A 17,978-nucleotide genomic window follows, 5' to 3' on the forward strand; every position below is an offset into this window, starting at 1 on the left:
GGCCTGCGTTGCCGGTATTGCGTTGTTCGGCACCATTGCCAACAGCCTGGCGACCGCCCTTCGCGAGGAAGCCGACCGCGAGGCGGCGCTGGTGACTTTCCTGGTGACGGCCTCTGGGTTGTCGCTGGCCGGGATCGGGTCGGCCTTCTGGGGGCTGGTGGCTGGGGGGATCTGCCTGGTGGTGTTGCGGCCGCGAATGGTGGCGTGAGGGGTGCGCTTCGGACGGAGGTGCGTGGAGCCGGCCGGCGGCCGGCACTACGAGCCACGGGTCGGCGGCCACCATACGGGCCGTGTTTCAGAGCGGTTGGACGTTGAAGGTTTGCTTGAGGATGTGGCGGGCGCCGGGGGCGAGGGTCACTACGTCGGGGCCGGCGTTGGCGGCTTCCAGGCACACGTAGTTCTTCCAGCCGGGGCCGACGTCGGCCATGCCGGCTGCGCCCTTTTCGCCGGGGTTCCAGGCCACCAGTGAGCGGCTGCCCTGGGTGGTGATCTCGATGCGGCGCTTGAGGCCCGGGTCCTTCAGGACGTAGCGGCCACCGGCCTGGGTGTAGATGCGGTCGCTGCGGCCGGGGTCGCGTGGGTCGTTGAGCGACCAGTCGCCCTTCTGGATACGCGGAGTGGCGTAGTCCTCGAACTTGTCCAGGTAGCTCAGGCCGTCCAGGCCGGACACGCTGACCTGCAGGGCGTCGCTGACCTTGAAGTAGTTGTGCAGGGCCTGGGTGAAGGTGACCGGGGTGGAACCGGTGTTCTCGGTAATCAGCTGTTGTTCCAGGGTGCGGCCGATGCGCACCTGCATGGTCAGGTGCAGGTCCAGGTTGTCCAGCGTCGGTGGAGCCAGGGTCAGCACCACGGTGCCATCCGCCTCGCGGCGTGCGTCCTTCAGCGTCCACGGCACGTTGCGCACGAATCCGTGCGACGGCACATCCTTGCCCTGCCCCTGGCGGCCGAAGTACGGCCAGCACACCGGGCTGCCGCCGCGGATCGGGGTTGGCAGCGCCTGCGCGGTGGGCGACAGCCACAGCAGGTCCTGGCCCCCCTTGGGAACGAACGACAGCAACTGGCCGCCGAACACCGAGATCGCGGCGCTGGCCAGCGGGGTTTCCACCTTCCAGGCCGGGAAGCCCTGCAGTTCCATCAGGCTCAGCCCCTCCAGCTTCGGCAGGGGCGCGCTGGGCGGGGCCGGCGACTGCACGTAGGCGGCGTGGTTGGGCGGCAGGGTGAACACGGTGCTGTCGGGCATGGCGGTAGTGGGTTTGGGCAAGGGGGGCGCGGTGCGCAGGGTGGTGAGGATGCGTTGGCCGGCACGGCCGTCGGGAGTGGGCCAGCCGAGCTGCTGTTGTTCGAGCTGGATGGCGCGCCGGGTGGCGGTGCCGACCATGCCGTCGGCGGCGCCGATGTCATGCCCACGGGCCAGCAGCAGGGTCTGCAGCTCGCGCCGTTCGGTACGGCCCAAGCCGGGGTCGTCGGTCGGCCAGGCGGTGACGGTGCCCGACCCGCCGCGCAGGCGGTCGGCCAGGGTGGCGATGGCCAGTGCGTAGCTTTCGGCGGCGTTATAGGCGTAGATCGCATCGTAGTTGCGGAACACCAGCCAGGCCGGGCCCTTGGCGCCGGTGGGCAGCAGCAGCGCGGCATTGGCGTCTGCCGGCAGGCCTTCGGGGGCCAGTGCCCCACCACCCACGGGGGTAATGCCCATGCCGCGCCAGTCGGCCAGCGGCTTGCGCTGGGTACGTCCGGCCAGGCTGGCATTGAAGCCCGGCGGCAGCGTGACCTCGATGCCCCACGGCTGGCCGGTGCGCCAGCCGGCCTGCTTCAGGTAGTTGGCGGTGGAGGCCAGCGCGTCCGGAATGCTGGCGACCAGGTCGCGGCGGCCATCGCCGTCGCCGTCCACCGCGATGCGGGCGTAGGTGGAGGGCATGAACTGGGTATGCCCGAACGCTCCGGCCCACGAGCCGGTCAGGCCGTCCGCGCCCAGGTCACCGGCATCGAGCAGCTTGAGCAGGGCCAGCAGCTCGCCCCGGAAGAACGGTTGGCGGCGGCCGTTGCAGGACAGCGTGGCCAGCGACTGCAGCAGCGGACGCTTGCCGAATACCCGTCCGTAGTCGCTCTCCACGCCCCAGACCGCGACGATGGTGGCCGGATCGACGCCGTACTCGGCCGACACGCGGGCGAGCAGGTCGCGGTGCTGGACCAGCTGCGCGCGCCCGTCATCGACACGCTGGGTATCGACCAGCGCGGCGAGATAGTCCCACAGCGGGGTAGTGAATTCGGGTTGCGCGTCGAGCAGCGGCAATACGCTCAGGTCCGGGGTGAGACCCGCAGTGAACCGTGTGAAGCCGGCGGCACTGACGCCCTGCTTGATGGCCTGCGGCTGCAGCGCTGACAGGCAGCGGTCGAAGTCGTCCTGTGGCGCGGCCGCGAGCGGGCCGCTGGCCAGGCACAACGCGCCGAGCAATCCGACGGAGGTGAACCTCATTGGCGTGAATCCGTGCAGCCAAGTAGAACCGCATCATAGCGGCAAGCCACGCGGTCAGGCCCGTTGCAGCAGGCGCAATCCGAAGGCCGGCGAGGCGGCGTCCCACTGGGTGCGCACGCGCAGGCCTGCTTCGGCGACCAGGGCGGCGAACGAGGCGTCGGTGTACTTGTGGCTGTATTCCACGGTCATCGCCTCGCCTTTGGCGAAATCGAAGCTGCGCCCGGCCACGTGCACGCGCTGGGCGCGGGTGCTGACCAGTTCGGTTTCGATGCGCAGGCGCGGCACGCTGTAGCGGGCGCGGTGCTGGAAGCTGGCCAGGTCGAAGTCGCTGCCGATCTCACGGTTGAGCCGTTGCAGCAGGTTGAGGGTGAAGGCGGCAGTGACACCTGCGGCGTCGTTGTAGGCGGCCTCGATCAGCGCTGGGTCCTTGTGCAGGTCGATGCCGATCAGGGCCAGGCCGTTCGGACCCATGGTCTGGCGCATGGCGTCGAGCAGGGCGACCGCGTCATCGTGGGCGAAATTGCCGAGCGTGGAGCCGGGGAAGAACAGCAACCGCCGCGCGGGTTCGTTCTGCGGCTCGGGCAGTTCCACCGGACGGGTGAAATCGGCGCAGACCGGCAGCATCTCGATGTCCGGCAGCGCTTCGGCCAGCCGCGCGACGCTGTCGAGAAGGGCCGCACGGGAGATTTCGATCGGCGTGTAGGCCACCGGTTCGACCAGCGCATGCAGAAGGTGTTCGGTCTTGCGCCCGCTGCCGCTGCCCAGTTCGACCACGTGCACGCGCGGGCCGACCGCGCGCGCGATCTCGCCGGACACGTCCCGCAGCAGTTGCAGCTCGGTACGCGTGGGGTAGTACTCGGGCTGGCGGGTGATCTGCTCGAACAGCGCCGAGCCACGCGCGTCGTAGAAATACTTGGAGGGCAGCTGGCGGGGCTGCAGCGACAGGCCGTGCAGGATGTCGGCGGTAATCCGCGCGCGATCCGGTTGCAGGTCGGTCAACGCGTCGAGGGCATCACTGACAGTGCTCATGCGGCGTCCTTGGCCAGGCGCAGGCCGGCAAACTGCCAGCGCGCCGACGGTGCGAAGAAATTGCGGTAACTGGGGCGGATATGGTCGGCGGGCGTGGCGCAGCTGCCACCGCGCAGTACCCACTGGCCGCACATGAACTTGCCGTTGTACTCGCCGAGGTTGCCTTCGAAGGTGCGGAAGCCGGGGTAGGCGCCATAGGCGCTGCTGGTCCATTCCCAGACGTCGCCGAACAGCTGCTGGTGGCGACCGGCAGGGCGTTCGTGGGCAGGCGCGGACGGGTGCAGGCGGCCGTCGTCGGCGAAGTTGCCGGCAGTACCCTGCCCTGCGGCGGCCGCTTCCCATTCGAACTCGGTGGGCAGGCGCGCGCCGGCCCAGCGTGCGTAGGCGTCGGCTTCGAAGTAGCTGAGGTGGCAGACCGGCGCGTCCGGGTCGATCGCGCGCCAGCCGGCCAGGGTGAACTCGCGGGCGAGTGCGTCGTCCCAGTACAGGGGGTGCTGCCAGTGCTCCTGCTGGCACAGGCTCCAGCCTTCGCTCATCCAGAAGCCGGGCTCGCGGTAACCACCGGCTTCAACGAAGCGGCGGAACTCGGCGTTGCTGACCGGGCGCTGCGCCAGTGCGTGTGCCGGCACCAGCACGCGGTGCACCGGCGATTCGTTGTCGTAGGCGAATGCGGCGTTGGCCGGCCACGCCGGCGCGCCGATCTCGATGATCTGCTCGGGGCTGTGGATCCATTCCAGCGGCGCAGCGACACCCGGCCGACTGACCAGATCGTCGCGGTAGGCCGGCTGCAACGGGTTGCACCACAGCGCGTGCTTGATGTCGGTGAGCAGCAGTTCCTGGTGCTGCTGCTCGTGGTGCAGCCCCAGCTCCAGTTGCCGCAGTGCCTGCGGATCGAGTGCGTTGGCCTGCAGCAGTTCGATCACGCGCTGGTCGACCCGGCTGCGGAACTGCAGCACGTCCTCCAGCGAGGGCCGCGACAGCAGGCCACGCTGCGGCCGCGCATGCGCCGGGCCGATGCTCTGGTAGTAGCTGTTGAACAGGTAGTGCCAGTCGGCGTTGAACGGGGCGTACTCTGGCTGGGTGCCGAGCACGAAGCGTTCGAAGAACCAGGTGGTATGCGCCAGGTGCCACTTGGTGGGGCTGGCGTCGGGCATGCTCTGCACCATCGCGTCTTCGGCGCTGAGCGGTGCGGCCAGGGCGACGCTGCGGGCGCGCACCGTGGCGTAGCGGGCGGCCAGCGTGTCGGTGGCACGGGCGGCGGAGGGAGACGGGGCAGCAACAGCGTTCATCCGTCCGAGGATCGGTGAGCCCGGGTGAGCGCGGTGTCACGGCACGGGGTCTGCCGTGTGACCGGTTCACATTGAATGGGGGCTCAGGGCAAGGCGTCGAGGTAGCACCAGCGCCCCTCCAGCCGCACGAAGCGGCTGTGTTCCTGCATTTTGACCGCACTGCCGCCGCCGATACGGTACCGGGCGGTGAAGCGGACCTGGGCATGGTCCGGGTCGCCCTGCGTGTGCTCGTGGACGGTCAGCCCGAGCCAGCGCGTGCGCTGCCCGGCCGGTTCATCCAGCGAAAGACTCTCCGGACGCGTGTCGGGATGCCAGCTGGCCAGCAGGTACTGCGGCAACTGCTTCACGTACGCGCTGTAGCGCGACCGCATCAACGCCTCGGCGTCGGGCGCCGCCTCGCCGGCATGGAATCGGCCGCAGCAGGCGGCGTAGGGGTGCGGAAGGCCGCAGGGGCACGGATCGGAAAGGCGCATGCGGGCATTGTCGCCCGAGCGGGCGTATGCTGGCGCGCTTTCCGCCGTGATGTGCTGCCGTGTTCGAGCTGGTACCCCCTGAGTTGCTGTGGTTGGTGGCGATTGCCTTCATTGCCGGCCTGGTCGATGCCGCCGTGGGCGGGGGCGGACTGGTGCAGTTGCCGGGGCTGTTCACGGTGCTGCCGCAGCAGACGCCGGCCATGCTGTTTGGTACCAACAAGTTCAGTTCTATATTCGGCACCGCCGCGGCGGCGTTCCGTTACGCGCGCAACGTGCGCTTCCCCTGGCGGCCGGTGCTGTTCGCGGCGGGCACGGCGTTCGTGTTTTCGTTCGCCGGTGCCACGGCGGTCAGCCTGCTGCCCAAGGACGCGGTGCGCCCGCTGGTGCTGGTGCTGCTGGTGGCGATGCTCGGGTACACGCTGTGGAAGAAGGATTTCGGCGCGCTGCACCGGCCGCGCGAGATCGGCCGCAAGGAGCTCACCATCGCGCTGGCGATCGGCGCGGTGATCGGCTTCTACGACGGGTTCTTCGGGCCCGGCACCGGCAGCTTCCTGATCTTCCTGTTCGTGCGCTTCTTCGGGCTGGACTTCCTGCGCGCGTCGGCGGCGTCGAAGGTGGTCAACCTGGCCACCAACGTGGCCGCGATCTCGTTCTTCGTGCCCACCGGCAACATCCTGTGGCTGTTCGCGATCCCGATGGCCGCGGCCAACATCACCGGTTCGGTGGTCGGCACGCGGCTGGCGCTGCGCGGCGGCACGCCGTTCATCCGCAAACTGTTCGTCGGCCTTGTGGTCGTGCTGATCGCACGGATGGGCTGGGATACGTTCGCGGGGTGAGGCTCAGGCCTCGACTTCTTCGGTCGCGGCGCGGGTCCGCTCCGGCAGCTTGAGCCGCTTGCCCTCTTCGTCGTACTCGATCAGCAGCACGCCGGAGTCGTGGCGGCCGCTGATTTCGACGAAGCAGGCGCCGCCGATGAACGGTTCGAGCGTCATCACCGACTTCAACGGCGTGGCGACGACCATCTGGAAACCGAAGTTTTCGAAGATGTTCATGGCCAACGCGGTGAACTCGTTGTCGGCCTTGTCGAAGGCTTCGTCGAGGACCACGGCCGCGTAGCTGGGCAGCTGGCTGTCGGCCCCACCCAGCTGGTAGCGCAGCGCGGCGGCCAGGCAGGTGGTGGCCAGCTTCTGGCGCTGGCCACCGGACTTGCCGGCACCGCTGCGGTAGATTTCCACCTGCTGGCGGGTGGCGGCGTCCAGTTCGACGCCGATGAACTCGACATGCAGGCGCACGTCCAGCACGTTTTCGCGCCAGCGCTTGTCCTCGCCTTCCTGTGAGCCAAGACGCTTGACCAGCTCGCGCAGCACCGCGAACTGCGACTCTGCCACGTCGCGCTCTTCGGTCTGGTGGTGCGAAAGGACTTCGCGCAGCTGCTGGTGGAACTCCAGCACCTCGGGCAGGCGCCGGTCGCTGAGTTCGATGGTCAGCAGGGTGCCGCGGTTGAACGGCACCTGCTCCAGCGAGGCGTTGACCTCGTCCAGGCGCTGGCCGATCGATTTGCGCGCTTCGGCGCTGTGCCGCTGCAGGGCCAGCAGGTTGTTCTTGCTCTGGTTCTGCAGCAGGTCGAAGAAGCGTTCTTCGTGCTGCGGCAGGCCGTCGCGCTCAAGCCGCTGCAGGCGCGCGAGGAAATCGTCGGCCGACGCCACCGAAGCGGTGAAGTCACCGGACTCTTCCGGCCAGGCCTGGGCGAAGCGGCGGAAGCAGGCGACCAGCTGGGTCTCAACGCCGTGCACTTCGTGCTGCGAGGAGGCCAGGCTTTCGTTGATGCCCTTGCTGATCTCGCGCATGTACGCTTCCAGCGTCTCCAGGCCGAGCGTGCCATAGGCATCCAGGCGCTTCTGCAGCCCGGCTTCCTGGGTCGGGCCCAGCGCCGGCAGCACCAGGGCGCGGCTGTGCTGGCGCCGGGACTCGAGCTTGTCGCGTTCGCGGGTGAGTTCGCGCAGTTCCAGCCGGGTGTCTTCGTAGGTGCGGCGCGCCTGTTCGATGTCGGCGCGGTTGCGGTCGATCTGTGCGGCCAGGCGGGCCAGGTCGGCGTTGCCTTCCTTGAGGACGCGCAGGGACGACTCGATGTCCTGCAGGCGCTGGGTCGCGGTGGCGACGTCGACCTCTTCCCAGCCGACGTTGACCAGCTGGTTGCAGGCCAGGCGGCGGTCGTTGTCGAGGTCGCGCTGGCCACGCAGGCGCGCGACGTCCTGGTCGCAGTCGGCGATGCGCTGGGCCAGTTCCTGCGCTTCCCGACGGAACAGCGCGAGCTTCTCGGCGTTGTTGAAGCCCAGCAGCCAGCGGCGACGGTCGCCGATGGCGTTGCGGTCGTCCTTCTCGAAGCGGTCGCCGGGATGCTTGACCTGCCCTTCGCGCGAGATGCCGCGTTCGACATCGCGCAGCTGCTTGGCATCCACGCACTCGTAGTCGTAGCGCTTGCCGAGTTCGCGACGCAGCCACGGCTCGAACACGCTGTCGCGCAGCTCCAGCTTGTGCAGCAGCGAACGCGCGGACGGCTGGCGCGCCATGGCGTCGTCATTGCGACGCACGCGGTAGTAGGTGAGACGCATGCCCAGGTGGCTGCGGTTCACCCATGCGTTGACCTCGTTGTAATGCTTGTCCTCGACCAGCAGCGAGTGCGCGAAGCCGAACAGCACGCGTTCGATCGCACCCTGCCACGCGGCATCGTCCTGGCGCACCTGGATCAACTCGCCGACGAACGGCAGCGCTGCTTCGGGTACGCCGGTCTCTTCGGAAATACGGCTGCGCAGCTTCTGCAGCGGCGCGGGGATGCTGGACGGGTTGCGCTCCATCGCGTCCATTTCGCCACGGACCTCGGCAAAGCGACGGGTATCGTCCTGCTTGCCGGCCTGGCGCTCGGCGATGGCGTCGTCCAGCGCGGCCGCGGCCTGCTGGCGGTTGTCGAGCTCGGCCTGGGCGCGCCCGATCAGGTGGGCGAAGCCATGGGCGTCGTCGGGCAGCGCTTCCTGCAGTCGTTCGGCGGCCTTGCCGACCTGGGCGCGCTTGGCCTGGCGGCGCTCGTGTTCGGACTGCGCGCGGCCCTGCTCGCGCTCCAGCTCCTCGATGCGCTCACCACCCTGCTGGCGCCGCTGCAGTTCCAGTTCGGCCAGGTGCTCTTCATGGTTGGCCAGGGCCTGGCGGCGCTGGGTCTCTTCGCCAAGCAGGCCACGGTGGCGGACGTCGATTTCCTGCAGGCGGGCTTCCAGCAGCTTCTGCAGGCGCGATTCGCGGAAGCTGTCCAGGCCGAGCTTCAGGGTCTCCTCGTCGGCGCGGCGCAGGTTCATCGCCTTCAGTTCGGCGTGCAGCGCGCGTGCCGGCAGCAGGGTTTCCACCTGCTGGCGGGCGGTGACCACCGACTTGTGCGCGCCGTCCAGTTCGGCGAAGTCGCTGACCAGGCGCTCGGACGCGTCGAAGGTGCGGGGCGTGTCGAGCATGAAGTCGCGCAGGAAGACGTTGAGGTCGCCCAGGTTCTTGGCCGACTGCGTCTTGTGCAGCAGGCGCAGCGCCATTTCATTGTCGATGCCGAGCAGGTGCCGGAAGCGTTCCGCATAGCCGGTAAAGCTGTCGAAATGGTGCACGTCGCCCAGGCGCTGCTTGAGCTTGCGCAGGTCCAGGTCGAAGCCGCCCAGGTCCTTGGCGATGTCGAACGGTCGCTCGGCGATCAGGTAGTGCTTGCGCACGTCGGCAGCGGCGGCACCGTTGCCGGCGATCCAGAACAGGCGCACCAGGCTGACCACGCGGCCGTCGCCGGCGCGGTACTCCAGCACCAGGGCGGTCCAGGTGGCGCCCTTGCGCAGATACTGGGTGGCGATTTCGCCGGTGCCCCGGTCCTGCTGGTCGGCCCAGGCGCCACGTACGTAGGAGACGAGATTGCGGTCGCGACCACTGCGCTCGGCTTCGCGCGCGGCGGCGTTGAAGTCGACGATGGACGGCGGCACCAGCATGGCCGACATGGCATCGAGCAGGGTCGACTTGCCCGAGCCGGAACGGCCCACGAACAGGAAGCCGCGCTCGGCGATCGGCACTTCGGTCAGGCCGTTGAACGTGCCCCAGTTGTGCACCTGCAGGCGGCGCATGCGAAACTGCTGCAGCCGCGGATCGGGCAGGCCTTCGGTGAACAGGGCGGGCGTGTGCTTGGAAATGGCCATGCGTAGGGGGTCGTTCCGTTCAGGCGTTGGCGGCCGGGGTCTCGCGCAGCTGTCGGTACACCGACGACAGCGCGGACACGTCTTCGGCGGAGAACAGCAGCTTCAAGGCCGGCGACACTTCATGCCGGTCTTCCTGGCCGGCCAGCCGGGTCAGGATGTGGTTCTCTTTCATTTTCTGCACCGCCGAGGCGACGCGGCGGTTGAAGCCGGCGCGGTCGGTGGACAGGTTCTTCTCGTAGATGGCCAGCGCTTCGGCCATCTCGGTGTCGGCCACCACCGCGCGGTTGCCGCGCGCATCGGCCTCGGCCAGCTGCTGTCGGAGGTACAGCAGCAGCACCGAGTCGATGAAGGTCAGCGGCGAACTGCGCAGCAGCACCGGCGCTTCGATGTCTTCGGTGTCGGCCTGGCGGGTGAACGCCACGCCGCTGTCGCGGTCCAGCACCAGTTCCAGGAACAGGTCCGACAGCGCCGAGCGGATCGCCGGCTCGTTGCGGATCAGCGCCGGCCACAGCTTGGCGTGGCGCAGCTGGTCGATGCTGGGGCCGATCAGCAGCTGGCACAGCGCGCGCCGTCCGTCGAGCGGCAGCCGGCCGGTGTCGCCCATGTAGAACACATCGCTGTTGCGCTTGGGCAGCGGGGTGACCACCACCGGTTCGGCGTCGTACTCGTCGCCTGCGCCGTCTACCGGCGCGGCGCCGTTGGATTCTTCATGCCAGTTCATGGCGTTTCTCCTGGGTGAACCACACCAGCGGGATGCGGGCGCGTCGCCATTGCCCGTCGTTGCCGCGCCAGTGGGCAAGTTCCTGTTCGCCGTCGACGATGACGCCGTGGCGGGTGCCCAGCGACAGGTAGCCGATGACGCTGCCCAGGCCCTGCGGCGCGTCGCGCTGCGAAAGGGCCTGGGCGATGCTCAGTTTCGGCTGGATGGCCAGCAGCTCGTGCAGGTCGCGGCGCAGGGTGCGGAAGTCGATTTCCGACGACGCGACCAGGTCGCCGACGCTTTCCAGGCTGATGCTGGCCGCGTCGTTGCGCAGCACGCTGCCGTCGACATGCGCGCTGCGCGGGTCGTGCAGCTTCCACTGCGACCAGGAGCGCAGGCGGCTGGTGGTGAGCTGCAGGTCGCGGCCGATCGGGCGCTGGGCGCTGAAGTCGTCGCGCAGGGCCAGCGCTTCGGACTGGGCCTGCTTGAGCAGCTGGTTGAGCCGGCGCTGCTCCAGGTAACCGCGGCTCTGCACGAAGCCGCGCAGGCTGCGCGCGAAGTGCTGCAGCACGTCGTGGACCTGGCCGCCCCGGTCGAGCATGGTGCCGGTGAAGCCGCGCAGGAAGGCGCGTTCGTTGCGGTCCAGCTTGCGGGCGAAGCCGCGCGCCAGAACGGTTTCCAGCGCGGCGTCGAGCTGCGCGCTCTGTTCGGCGTCGTTGAGCAGCCGCCAGAACGCCTGGAAGCTGCGCCCGGCGTCGCTGTCGCCGATCACGTCGACGCCTTCGAACAGGCGCGAGAGCACGTCGCCTCGCTCGCTTTCGTCGTCGATGATGCGTTCGCGGAACTCGCGGTTGAGGCGCTCGAAGTCGTCGCGGACGCGGCGGAAATCTTCGGTGAGGTCATCGGCCAGGCCGATGATCTGCCGCGCCCGTTCCAGCGCGCGCTTGCCATCCAGCGTGGTCACGCGGCCCGCGCCGACCCGGGCGATCTCGGCGTCGATGCGGTCGCGTTCGTCGCGCAGCGCCGACAGCCGTGCGTCCGGGTCGGACTCGGTCTGCGCGGCCAGCTGCGAGAGCTGTTCGATCACCAGCGCCAGCCGGCTTTCGGTGGCGGCCACGCGGCTCTGCTCCAGGCTGTCGGCGAAGCGGATCGCCTGCAGGGCCTGGGTGGAGAGCTCGTACTGTTCCTGGTCGGCGCCATCGGGCAGGCGCCGCTCCAGCCAGCCCTGCGCCAGCCAATGGGCGATGTAGGCCTGGGCGGTACGCGGCAGCTCGCGCGACAGTTCGTCGCCGTTGAGCTGGTCCAGCGCCCGCTGCAGGCGTTCGTGCAGCACCGCCGAGGCCAGGGTGCGCTCGCCGTCCATCAGCAGGCTCTGCAGCAGGCCGATGATCTCCGGGGCGTTGGCCGCCGCCAGCAGCTTCCACTGGGGCTGCTCGCGCAGGGTGCGGTAGCGTGTAATCCGTTCGCGGTGCTTCATGTAGTGGGGACGATCAGCGCTTGCCGCCCACTTCGATGAAACGCAGGAATTCGGCGCGGGTACGCGCGTCCTCGCGGAAGCTGCCGAGCATCTTGGAGGTGACCATGCTGACGCCGCGCTTGTGGATGCCGCGGGTGGTCATGCACTCGTGCGCACCTTCCACCACCACGCCCACGCCGATCGGCTGCAGGACGTCCTGGATGCACTGCGCGATCTGCGCGGTCATCTTTTCCTGGACCTGGAAGCGGCGCGCGTAGGCTTCGACCACGCGGGCCAGCTTGCTGATGCCCACCACCTTGCCGGCCGGCAGGTAGCCGACGTGCACGCGGCCGATGATCGGCGCCATGTGGTGTTCGCAGTGGCTTTCGTACTCGATGTCGCGCAGCACGATCAGTTCGTCGTAGCCGGCCACTTCCTCGAAGGTGCGCTCCATGTAGGCGCGCGGGTCGTCGCGGTAGCCGCTGAACCAGTCGCCATACGCTTCGGCCACGCGCCGCGGGGTGTCCAGCAGGCCTTCACGGGTGGGGTCTTCACCGGCCCAGCGCAGCAGGGTGCGCACGGCCGATTCGGCTTCGGCCTGGGTTACGGGGGTCGCGTCGTTGTCTTTCTGGCTCATGGCATACAGCACCCGAAGGGGGCGAGCATCGTACCCGACGGAGCCCTTGGCCGTCCCCCCGCCCCGTTGGGCTGGGGTTGGGCCAGGGGTATTGATAGGATCGTAATTAGTAGTATCCTATCTATCTGCCATGAAACGCTCACTCGACGAACGCACCCAGCTGCAGATGCAGCTCAGCTCCGGCCTGCTCCACTCAGGGCGGCAATGGCAGCGCCTGGCCGACCAGGCCCTGGGCAGCTACGGCATCTCCGCCGCCTGCACCATGCCGCTGCTGATGATCGGCCGTGCCGGCGGTGGTATCCGCCAGGTCACCCTGGCCCAGCAGCTGGGCATGGAAGGCCCCTCGCTGGTGCGCCTGCTGGACAAGCTGTCGGCCAGCGACCTGGTCCGCCGCGAGAGCGACGCCAGCGACCGCCGCGCCAACCTGCTGTGGCTGACCGACAAGGGCGAGGCCCTGGTCAGCGAACTGGAGCAGCAGCTGATCGGCCTGCGCCAGGACGTCTTCGGCGAACTGAGTACCGAAGAGCTGCGCACCGTGCTGAAGCTGTGGAAGCTGCTGGCCGATGCGTCCGACCGCGTGACGTAAGCCCTGTCCTGCCGTGTTTCCCGGTGTCGCCCGGCGACGCCGTGGCGTTCCCCTTTCCGCTCCCCTGCGAAGTTCCTGCCCCGATGTACGGTGAATTCAGTCTCTACGGTGTGTTCGTCCCGACCCTGCTCGGGCTGATGCTACTGGCCTACCTGCTCAAGAGCGGGCTGCGCCTGGTCCTGCAGCGCACCGGCGCCTACCGCCACATCTGGCACCCCGCCCTGTTCAACCTGGCCGTGTACGTGATCGTGCTCGGCGGGTTGTTTTCCCTGATGCGTTGGATGCAATCGTGAACAAGATCCTCAAGCACACCGTCCCGGTCGTCCTGACCGGGGTTGCCGTCATTGCCGCACTGCTGGTGCTGCGCCACCTGTGGTCGTACTACATGGACGAGCCGTGGACCCGCGACGCGCATGTCAGCGCCGACGTGGTCCAGGTCGCGCCCGACGTGTCCGGCCTGGTCGAGGCGGTGAACGTGGCCGACAACCAGCCGGTCATGCGCGGCGAAGTACTGTTCGTGGTCGACCGAGCGCGCTACCAGATCGCACTGGAGCAGGCCCAGGCAACGCTGGGCGAACGCAACGCCACGCTGCAGCAGCTGCGCCGCGAGATCGCGCGCGACCGCAGTCTGCAGGACCTGGTGGCCGCCGAGGATGCCGAAGTGCGCCGCGCCAAGCTGCAGGCCGCACAGGCCGCTGCCGCCACCGCGCAGGCGGCGGTGGACCTGGCGAAGCTCAACCTGGCCCGCACCGAAGTGCGCAGCCCCAGCGACGGCCACGTCAACGACCGCACCGTGCGCGCCGGCGACTACGTCACTGCCGGCCACCCGGTGATGGCGGTGCTCGACACCGGCTCGTTCCGGGTCGATGGCTACTTCGAGGAAACCCGCCTGCGCGGCGTGCATGCCGGGCAGAAGGTCGACATCCGCCTGATGGGCGAGGCGCAGCCGCTGCAGGGCCACGTGCAGAGCATTGCCGCCGGTATCGAGGACCGTTACCGCAGCGAGGGCTCCAGCCTGCTGCCGAACGTGACCCCGGCCTTCGACTGGGTGCGGCTGGCGCAGCGCATCCCGGTGCGCATCCATATCGACAGCGTGCCCGAGGGCGTGAACCTGATTGCCGGGCGCACCGCCACCGTCACCATCGAGCCGGACACCGCCCCGGCCACGCCGGCGCACCCGGCACGGGCGGCGCTGTGAGCCGCCCGGCCCTGCACCGCATCGGCCTGGCGCTGGCCCTGACCAGCCTGGCTGCGTGCCGCACGGTCGGGCCCGATTACGCGGTGCCGGCCGGCGCCGCCTTCCAGCGCCCGGACGCCAACGCCGCCTTCATCGACACCGGCAATGCCCAGGTGGCCCCCGGCGCCGAGCTGCCGGCGCGCTGGTGGGAGCTGTACCAGGACGCCACCCTCAACGGGCTGGTCGAGCAGGCGCTGCGCGACAACGTGGAACTCAAGGTCGCCGACGCCAACCTGCGTCGTGCCGCCGCCGTGTACGAGCAGGCGCTGGATGCCGGTGGCTTCGAGTACGAAGCCGAGGCCGGGGTCAGCCGCGCGCAGCTGTCGGCCGAATCGTTCCTGCTCGAACACGAACTCCCGCCGATCAACCTGGCCGACGGCAAGTTCGCCGTGTCCTACCAGTTCGACCTGTTCGGCAAGCTCAAGCGCGCCTCCGAGGCGGCGCGTGCCGACGAGCAGGCCACTGCAGCGGCCATGGACCTGGCCCGGGTGTCGCTGGTGGCCCAGGTGGCCGGCAGCTACGTGGAGATCTGCCACGCCAACCACGAGCTGCACGTGGCCGAGCATTCGCTGCAGCTGCAGCAGCGCAGCCGCGAAGTAACCCAGCGGCTGATCGATGCCGGGCGCGGCACGCCGCCGGAGCTGGCCCGTGCCAACGCGCAGGTGGCGATGCTGGAAGCGGCGCTGCCGCCATTGCGCGCGCAGCGCCAGGCGTCCGAGTACCAGCTGGCGGCCCTGCTCGGGCAGACCCCGGGGCAGATTCCCGCTGGCGTGAGCGACTGCAGCGCGGCGCCGACCCTGGCCCGGCCGCTGCCGGTGGGCGATGGCCGTGCACTGCTGCAGCGCCGCCCCGACATCCGCCAGGCCGAACGCCGATTGGCTGCCGCCACCGCGCGGATCGGCGTGGCCACTGCCGAGCTGTATCCGGACATCCGACTGGGCGCCTCGCTGGGCGCGGCCGGCCTGCTGGCCGACTTCGGCGAACCGCTGACCCAGCAGTGGTCGATCGGTCCACTGATCTCGTGGACGCTGCCGTCCTCGGGCACCCATGCGCGCATCCACGCCACCGAAGCCGGTGCGGACGCGGCGCTGGCCGAGTTCGACCACAGCGTGCTGCAGGCGCTGCGCGAAACCCAGACCGCGCTCAGCCGCTATGCGCACGACCTGCAGCGCGTACAGTCGCTGCAGCAGGCGCAGGGCCAGGCCGCGCTGGCTGCCGAGCAGAACCGGCGGCTCTACCAGGGTGGGCGCACGCCCTACCTGGCCAGCCTGGACGCCGACCGCACCCTGGTCAGCGCCGACGCCACGTTGGCGCAGGCGCAGGCGCAGGTCTCGCGCGACCAGATCCAGCTGTTCCTGGTCCTCGGCGGCGGTTGGAATGTCGACAAGAACTAACCCCATGCTGCTGCTGGACCGCCAGGCGTGGCTGTTTTCGGTCAAGACCTTCCTGGCCGCGCTGGCGGCGCTGTACATCGGGCTGGCCGGCAACCTGTCGCGGCCTTACTGGGCGATGGCCACCGTCTACATCGTGACCCAGCCGATGCTGGGCCCGACCCGGGCCAAGGGCGTGTACCGCATCGTCGGCACGTTGATCGCCGGTGCGGCCACGCTGTGGATGCTGCCGCACCTGGTGGAGACCCCGCTGCTGTTGAGCGCGGCGATGTCGCTGTGGCTGTCGGCGTGCCTGTTCATCGCCCTGCTCAACCGCGGCCCGCGCGGCTATGCGTTCCTGCTGGCCGGCTACACCACCGCGTTCATCGGCTTCCCGGCGGTGACGTCGCCGGACACCATCTTCGACACGGTGGTGGCGCGCAGCGAAGAGATCATCCTGGGCACGGTGGTGGCGGTGCTGTTCGCCTCGCTGTTCTTTCCGAGCTCGGCGCGACCCATGCTGCGCGCACGCATCGGCAGCTGGATGGGCGATGCGGCGCAGTGGTGCCGGCAGATCCTGCTGCGCGGCCAGGCGCACGGGCCGCGCAACCGGCTGGCCGCCGACCTGGTGCAGTTCGAAGCGCTGATCGAGTTCCTGCGCCGCGACGACCCGCGCCATGCCGGGTCGGCAGTGTCGATGGAACGCCTGCGCGAGCGCATGCTGCTGATGCTGCCGGTGCTGTCCTCGATTGCCGACCGGCTGGGTGCGCTGCGTGCCGGTGGCCGCGCGCTGCCGCCGGGGCTGGAGCCGCTGGTGCAGGACATCGCGCAGTGGCTGGAACACCCGGGCCGCGCCAGCAGCGCCGAGCATGACGCGCTGCGCGCGCGCATCCTGGCACTGAAGCCGGCGGTGGACGGTGAACTGGACCACCTGTTGCTGGTGACCCTGCTGCTGCGGCTGGAGGAGCTGGTGGACCTGTGGCAGGACTGCGCGACCCTGCAGGACGCCATCGAACACGGCAGCGCCCCGCGCGATACCGCCCACTACCGGGTGCGCGCCGAGCGCATCGGCGATGCGCGCCACGTGGACTACGGCATGGCGCTGTTTTCGGCGGCCAGTGCCGGCGTGGCGCTGATGACCTACTGCGCGCTGTGGATCGGGCTGGGCTGGGAAGGCGGTGGCAACGGCGCGATGATGGCGGCGGTGGCCGCTGCGTTCTTCGCCGCGCAGGACGACCCGGCGCCGAGCATGCTGCAGTTCCTGCTGTGGGCGATCGTGGCCAGCGGCGTGGCAGCGGTGTACCTGTTCGGGGTGTTCCCGGCGGTGCACGACTTCGGCAGCCTGGCGCTGGTGCTGGCGGTGATTTTCCTGCCACTGGGGCTGCTGCTGCACCGGCCGAAGACCGCGCTGATCGGGCTGCCGCTGACGGTGAACCTGGTGGCGCTGCTGAATGTGCAGAATACCTACAACGCCAACATCCAGAGCTTCATCAATTCGTCGGTGGCGATGTTCATCGGGATCGGATTTGCGGTGGTGATGACCCGGGTGTTCCGCTCGGTGGGGGCCGAATGGACCGCGCGCCGCCTGGTCCGCCAGGGCTGGGTGACCCTGGCCGAGGCCGCCGAAGGCCATGGCCAGCAGGATCGCCAGCGGTTCGCCGCGCGCATGCTGGACCTGCTGGGCCTGCTGGCCCCGCGCCTGGCCGCTACACCCGAAGGAAGCGACATCGCCTCGGTGGACATGCTGACCGAGGCGCGCATCGGCCTGAACATCCTGCAGCTGCGCCGCGCCCGGCACGGCCTGCCGGCGGCCAGCATGCAGGCCATCGAAACCATCCTGGACGACGTGGCCGCGCACTATCGGGCCCAGGTGGCGCAACGCCGGCCGCTGCCCGCCCCGCCGGCGTTGCAGGCCCGGCTGGAGGCGTCGCTTCAGCGGGTGCAGACCGTGGAGGCCGGCAAGGCCCGCGACGAGGCCCTGATGGGCGTGCTGGGCCTGCGCTATGCGCTGTTCCCCGAGCAGCTGGCGGTCACACAGGGCGGAGTATCCTGACGCCCTGCATTCCTGCATGGCACAAGGTGAAACTTCGATGAGTTATGACGTGATGGTGTTCGACCCGGCCGTGGCGCCGCGCGAAGTCGAAGCGTTCCTGCAGTGGTACGACGCACAGACCGAGTGGAACGAGAAGCACGAGTACGACGACGCGGCCGTCTCGGTGGCGGCGCTGCAGGCGTTCTTCGCCGAGCTGGCCGAAGACTTCCCGCCGATGGACGGTCCGCTCTCGGACGACGAGGATGATCGCCCGCAGGTAACCGACTACAGCATCGGCACCCGTGTGATCTACGCCTCGTTCGACGACGAAGTGGCTGAAGATGCGCACGGCCAGGTGCAGATCCTGGCCAACAAGCACCAGGTGGGCTTCTTCGACGTGAGCGGCGACGGCGCGATCGTGTACCCGGACGGCACCGTGCTGGTTCCAGGTGAAGTGGAAGAAGGCGACGAGGACGCCTGACCCA

General features: G+C 69.3%; 16 protein-coding genes (1 of these 16 cut by a window edge). 8 read left to right on the top strand and 8 right to left on the bottom strand.

Annotated elements, in window-relative coordinates; translation table 11 throughout:
* On the top strand, positions 1–208 hold the 3' end of the coding sequence (locus PDM28_RS19040; RefSeq protein WP_311183257.1) for a benzoate/H(+) symporter BenE family transporter. It extends 980 nt beyond the left edge of the window; only the last 208 of its 1,188 coding nucleotides appear in the window; the start codon falls outside the window, past its left edge; the stop codon is at positions 206–208.
* An 87-nt stretch (positions 209–295) separates the two neighbouring features.
* Here PDM28_RS19040 and PDM28_RS19045 read toward each other — a convergent pair whose 3' ends face one another.
* The 4 genes from PDM28_RS19045 to PDM28_RS19060 all read right to left on the bottom strand — a co-directional run bounded on the left by PDM28_RS19045 (position 296) and on the right by PDM28_RS19060 (position 5,264).
* Positions 296–2,473, bottom strand: coding sequence for a lytic murein transglycosylase (locus PDM28_RS19045; RefSeq protein ID WP_311183258.1), 2,178 nt, complete (start codon positions 2,471–2,473; stop codon positions 296–298).
* 54 nt (positions 2,474–2,527) lie between these two features.
* Positions 2,528–3,502, bottom strand: a complete 975-nt coding sequence (gene egtD, locus PDM28_RS19050; protein ID WP_311183259.1) for an L-histidine N(alpha)-methyltransferase — start codon at positions 3,500–3,502, stop codon at positions 2,528–2,530.
* Entirely contained in the window at positions 3,499–4,791 is a 1,293-nt protein-coding gene (egtB, locus tag PDM28_RS19055) for an ergothioneine biosynthesis protein EgtB (RefSeq protein ID WP_311183260.1), read from the bottom strand. Before egtB ends, egtD begins: the two co-directional genes overlap by 4 nt.
* 83 nt (positions 4,792–4,874) lie before the next feature.
* Positions 4,875–5,264 carry a YchJ family metal-binding protein gene (locus PDM28_RS19060; protein ID WP_311183261.1) on the bottom strand — a complete coding sequence of 130 codons (390 nt, stop codon included), beginning with the start codon at positions 5,262–5,264 and terminating at the stop codon, positions 4,875–4,877.
* Between the two features lie 59 nt (positions 5,265–5,323).
* Between PDM28_RS19060 and PDM28_RS19065 the strand changes: the two genes are divergently transcribed.
* Complete coding sequence (locus PDM28_RS19065) at positions 5,324–6,100, top strand: sulfite exporter TauE/SafE family protein (protein WP_311183263.1); 777 nt, start codon at positions 5,324–5,326, stop codon at positions 6,098–6,100.
* 3 nt (positions 6,101–6,103) lie between these two features.
* Here the strand turns inward: PDM28_RS19065 and PDM28_RS19070 are convergent, their stop codons facing one another.
* Genes PDM28_RS19070 through folE form a run of 4 tightly spaced genes read right to left on the bottom strand, consistent with a single transcriptional unit; the run spans position 6,104 to position 12,268 of the window.
* Positions 6,104–9,475, bottom strand: coding sequence for an ATP-binding protein (locus PDM28_RS19070; RefSeq protein WP_311183264.1), 3,372 nt, complete (start codon positions 9,473–9,475; stop codon positions 6,104–6,106).
* A gap of 19 nt (positions 9,476–9,494) precedes the next feature.
* Positions 9,495–10,196, bottom strand: coding sequence for a DUF4194 domain-containing protein (locus PDM28_RS19075; RefSeq protein WP_070208313.1), 702 nt, complete (start codon positions 10,194–10,196; stop codon positions 9,495–9,497).
* The gene (locus tag PDM28_RS19080) at positions 10,183–11,652 is read right to left on the bottom strand and encodes a DUF3375 domain-containing protein (RefSeq protein WP_102947081.1); all 1,470 of its coding nucleotides are present in this window, start codon (positions 11,650–11,652) and stop codon (positions 10,183–10,185) included. The genes PDM28_RS19075 and PDM28_RS19080 overlap by 14 nt, the downstream gene beginning before the upstream one ends.
* A 13-nt stretch (positions 11,653–11,665) precedes the next feature.
* A complete protein-coding gene (folE, locus tag PDM28_RS19085; RefSeq protein WP_102947124.1) occupies positions 11,666–12,268 on the bottom strand; it encodes a GTP cyclohydrolase I FolE in 603 nt (200 codons plus the stop codon).
* Positions 12,269–12,398: 130 nt separating this feature from the next.
* Between folE and PDM28_RS19090 the strand changes: the two genes are divergently transcribed.
* The 6 genes from PDM28_RS19090 (at position 12,399) to PDM28_RS19115 (ending at position 17,974) form a co-directional block, all read left to right on the top strand.
* A complete protein-coding gene (locus PDM28_RS19090) occupies positions 12,399–12,854 on the top strand; it encodes a MarR family winged helix-turn-helix transcriptional regulator (RefSeq protein ID WP_102947082.1) in 456 nt (151 codons plus the stop codon).
* An 83-nt stretch (positions 12,855–12,937) separates the two neighbouring features.
* Entirely contained in the window at positions 12,938–13,147 is a 210-nt protein-coding gene (locus PDM28_RS19095) for a DUF1656 domain-containing protein (protein ID WP_017354740.1), read from the top strand.
* Complete coding sequence (locus PDM28_RS19100; RefSeq protein WP_311183266.1) at positions 13,144–14,052, top strand: HlyD family secretion protein; 909 nt, start codon at positions 13,144–13,146, stop codon at positions 14,050–14,052. Before PDM28_RS19095 ends, PDM28_RS19100 begins: the two co-directional genes overlap by 4 nt.
* Entirely contained in the window at positions 14,049–15,485 is a 1,437-nt protein-coding gene (locus PDM28_RS19105) for an efflux transporter outer membrane subunit (protein ID WP_311183267.1), read from the top strand. Before PDM28_RS19100 ends, PDM28_RS19105 begins: the two co-directional genes overlap by 4 nt.
* A gap of 4 nt (positions 15,486–15,489) precedes the next feature.
* On the top strand, positions 15,490–17,514 hold the full coding sequence (locus tag PDM28_RS19110) for an FUSC family protein (protein WP_311183269.1): 2,025 nt from the start codon (positions 15,490–15,492) through the stop codon (positions 17,512–17,514).
* Positions 17,515–17,551: 37 nt separating this feature from the next.
* Positions 17,552–17,974, top strand: a complete 423-nt coding sequence (locus tag PDM28_RS19115; protein ID WP_311183270.1) for a hypothetical protein — start codon at positions 17,552–17,554, stop codon at positions 17,972–17,974.
* The last annotated feature ends 4 nt before the right edge of the window (positions 17,975–17,978 follow it).

It is taken from the genome of Stenotrophomonas aracearum (genome assembly GCF_031834615.1).
Classification (GTDB): domain Bacteria; phylum Pseudomonadota; class Gammaproteobacteria; order Xanthomonadales; family Xanthomonadaceae; genus Stenotrophomonas; species Stenotrophomonas aracearum.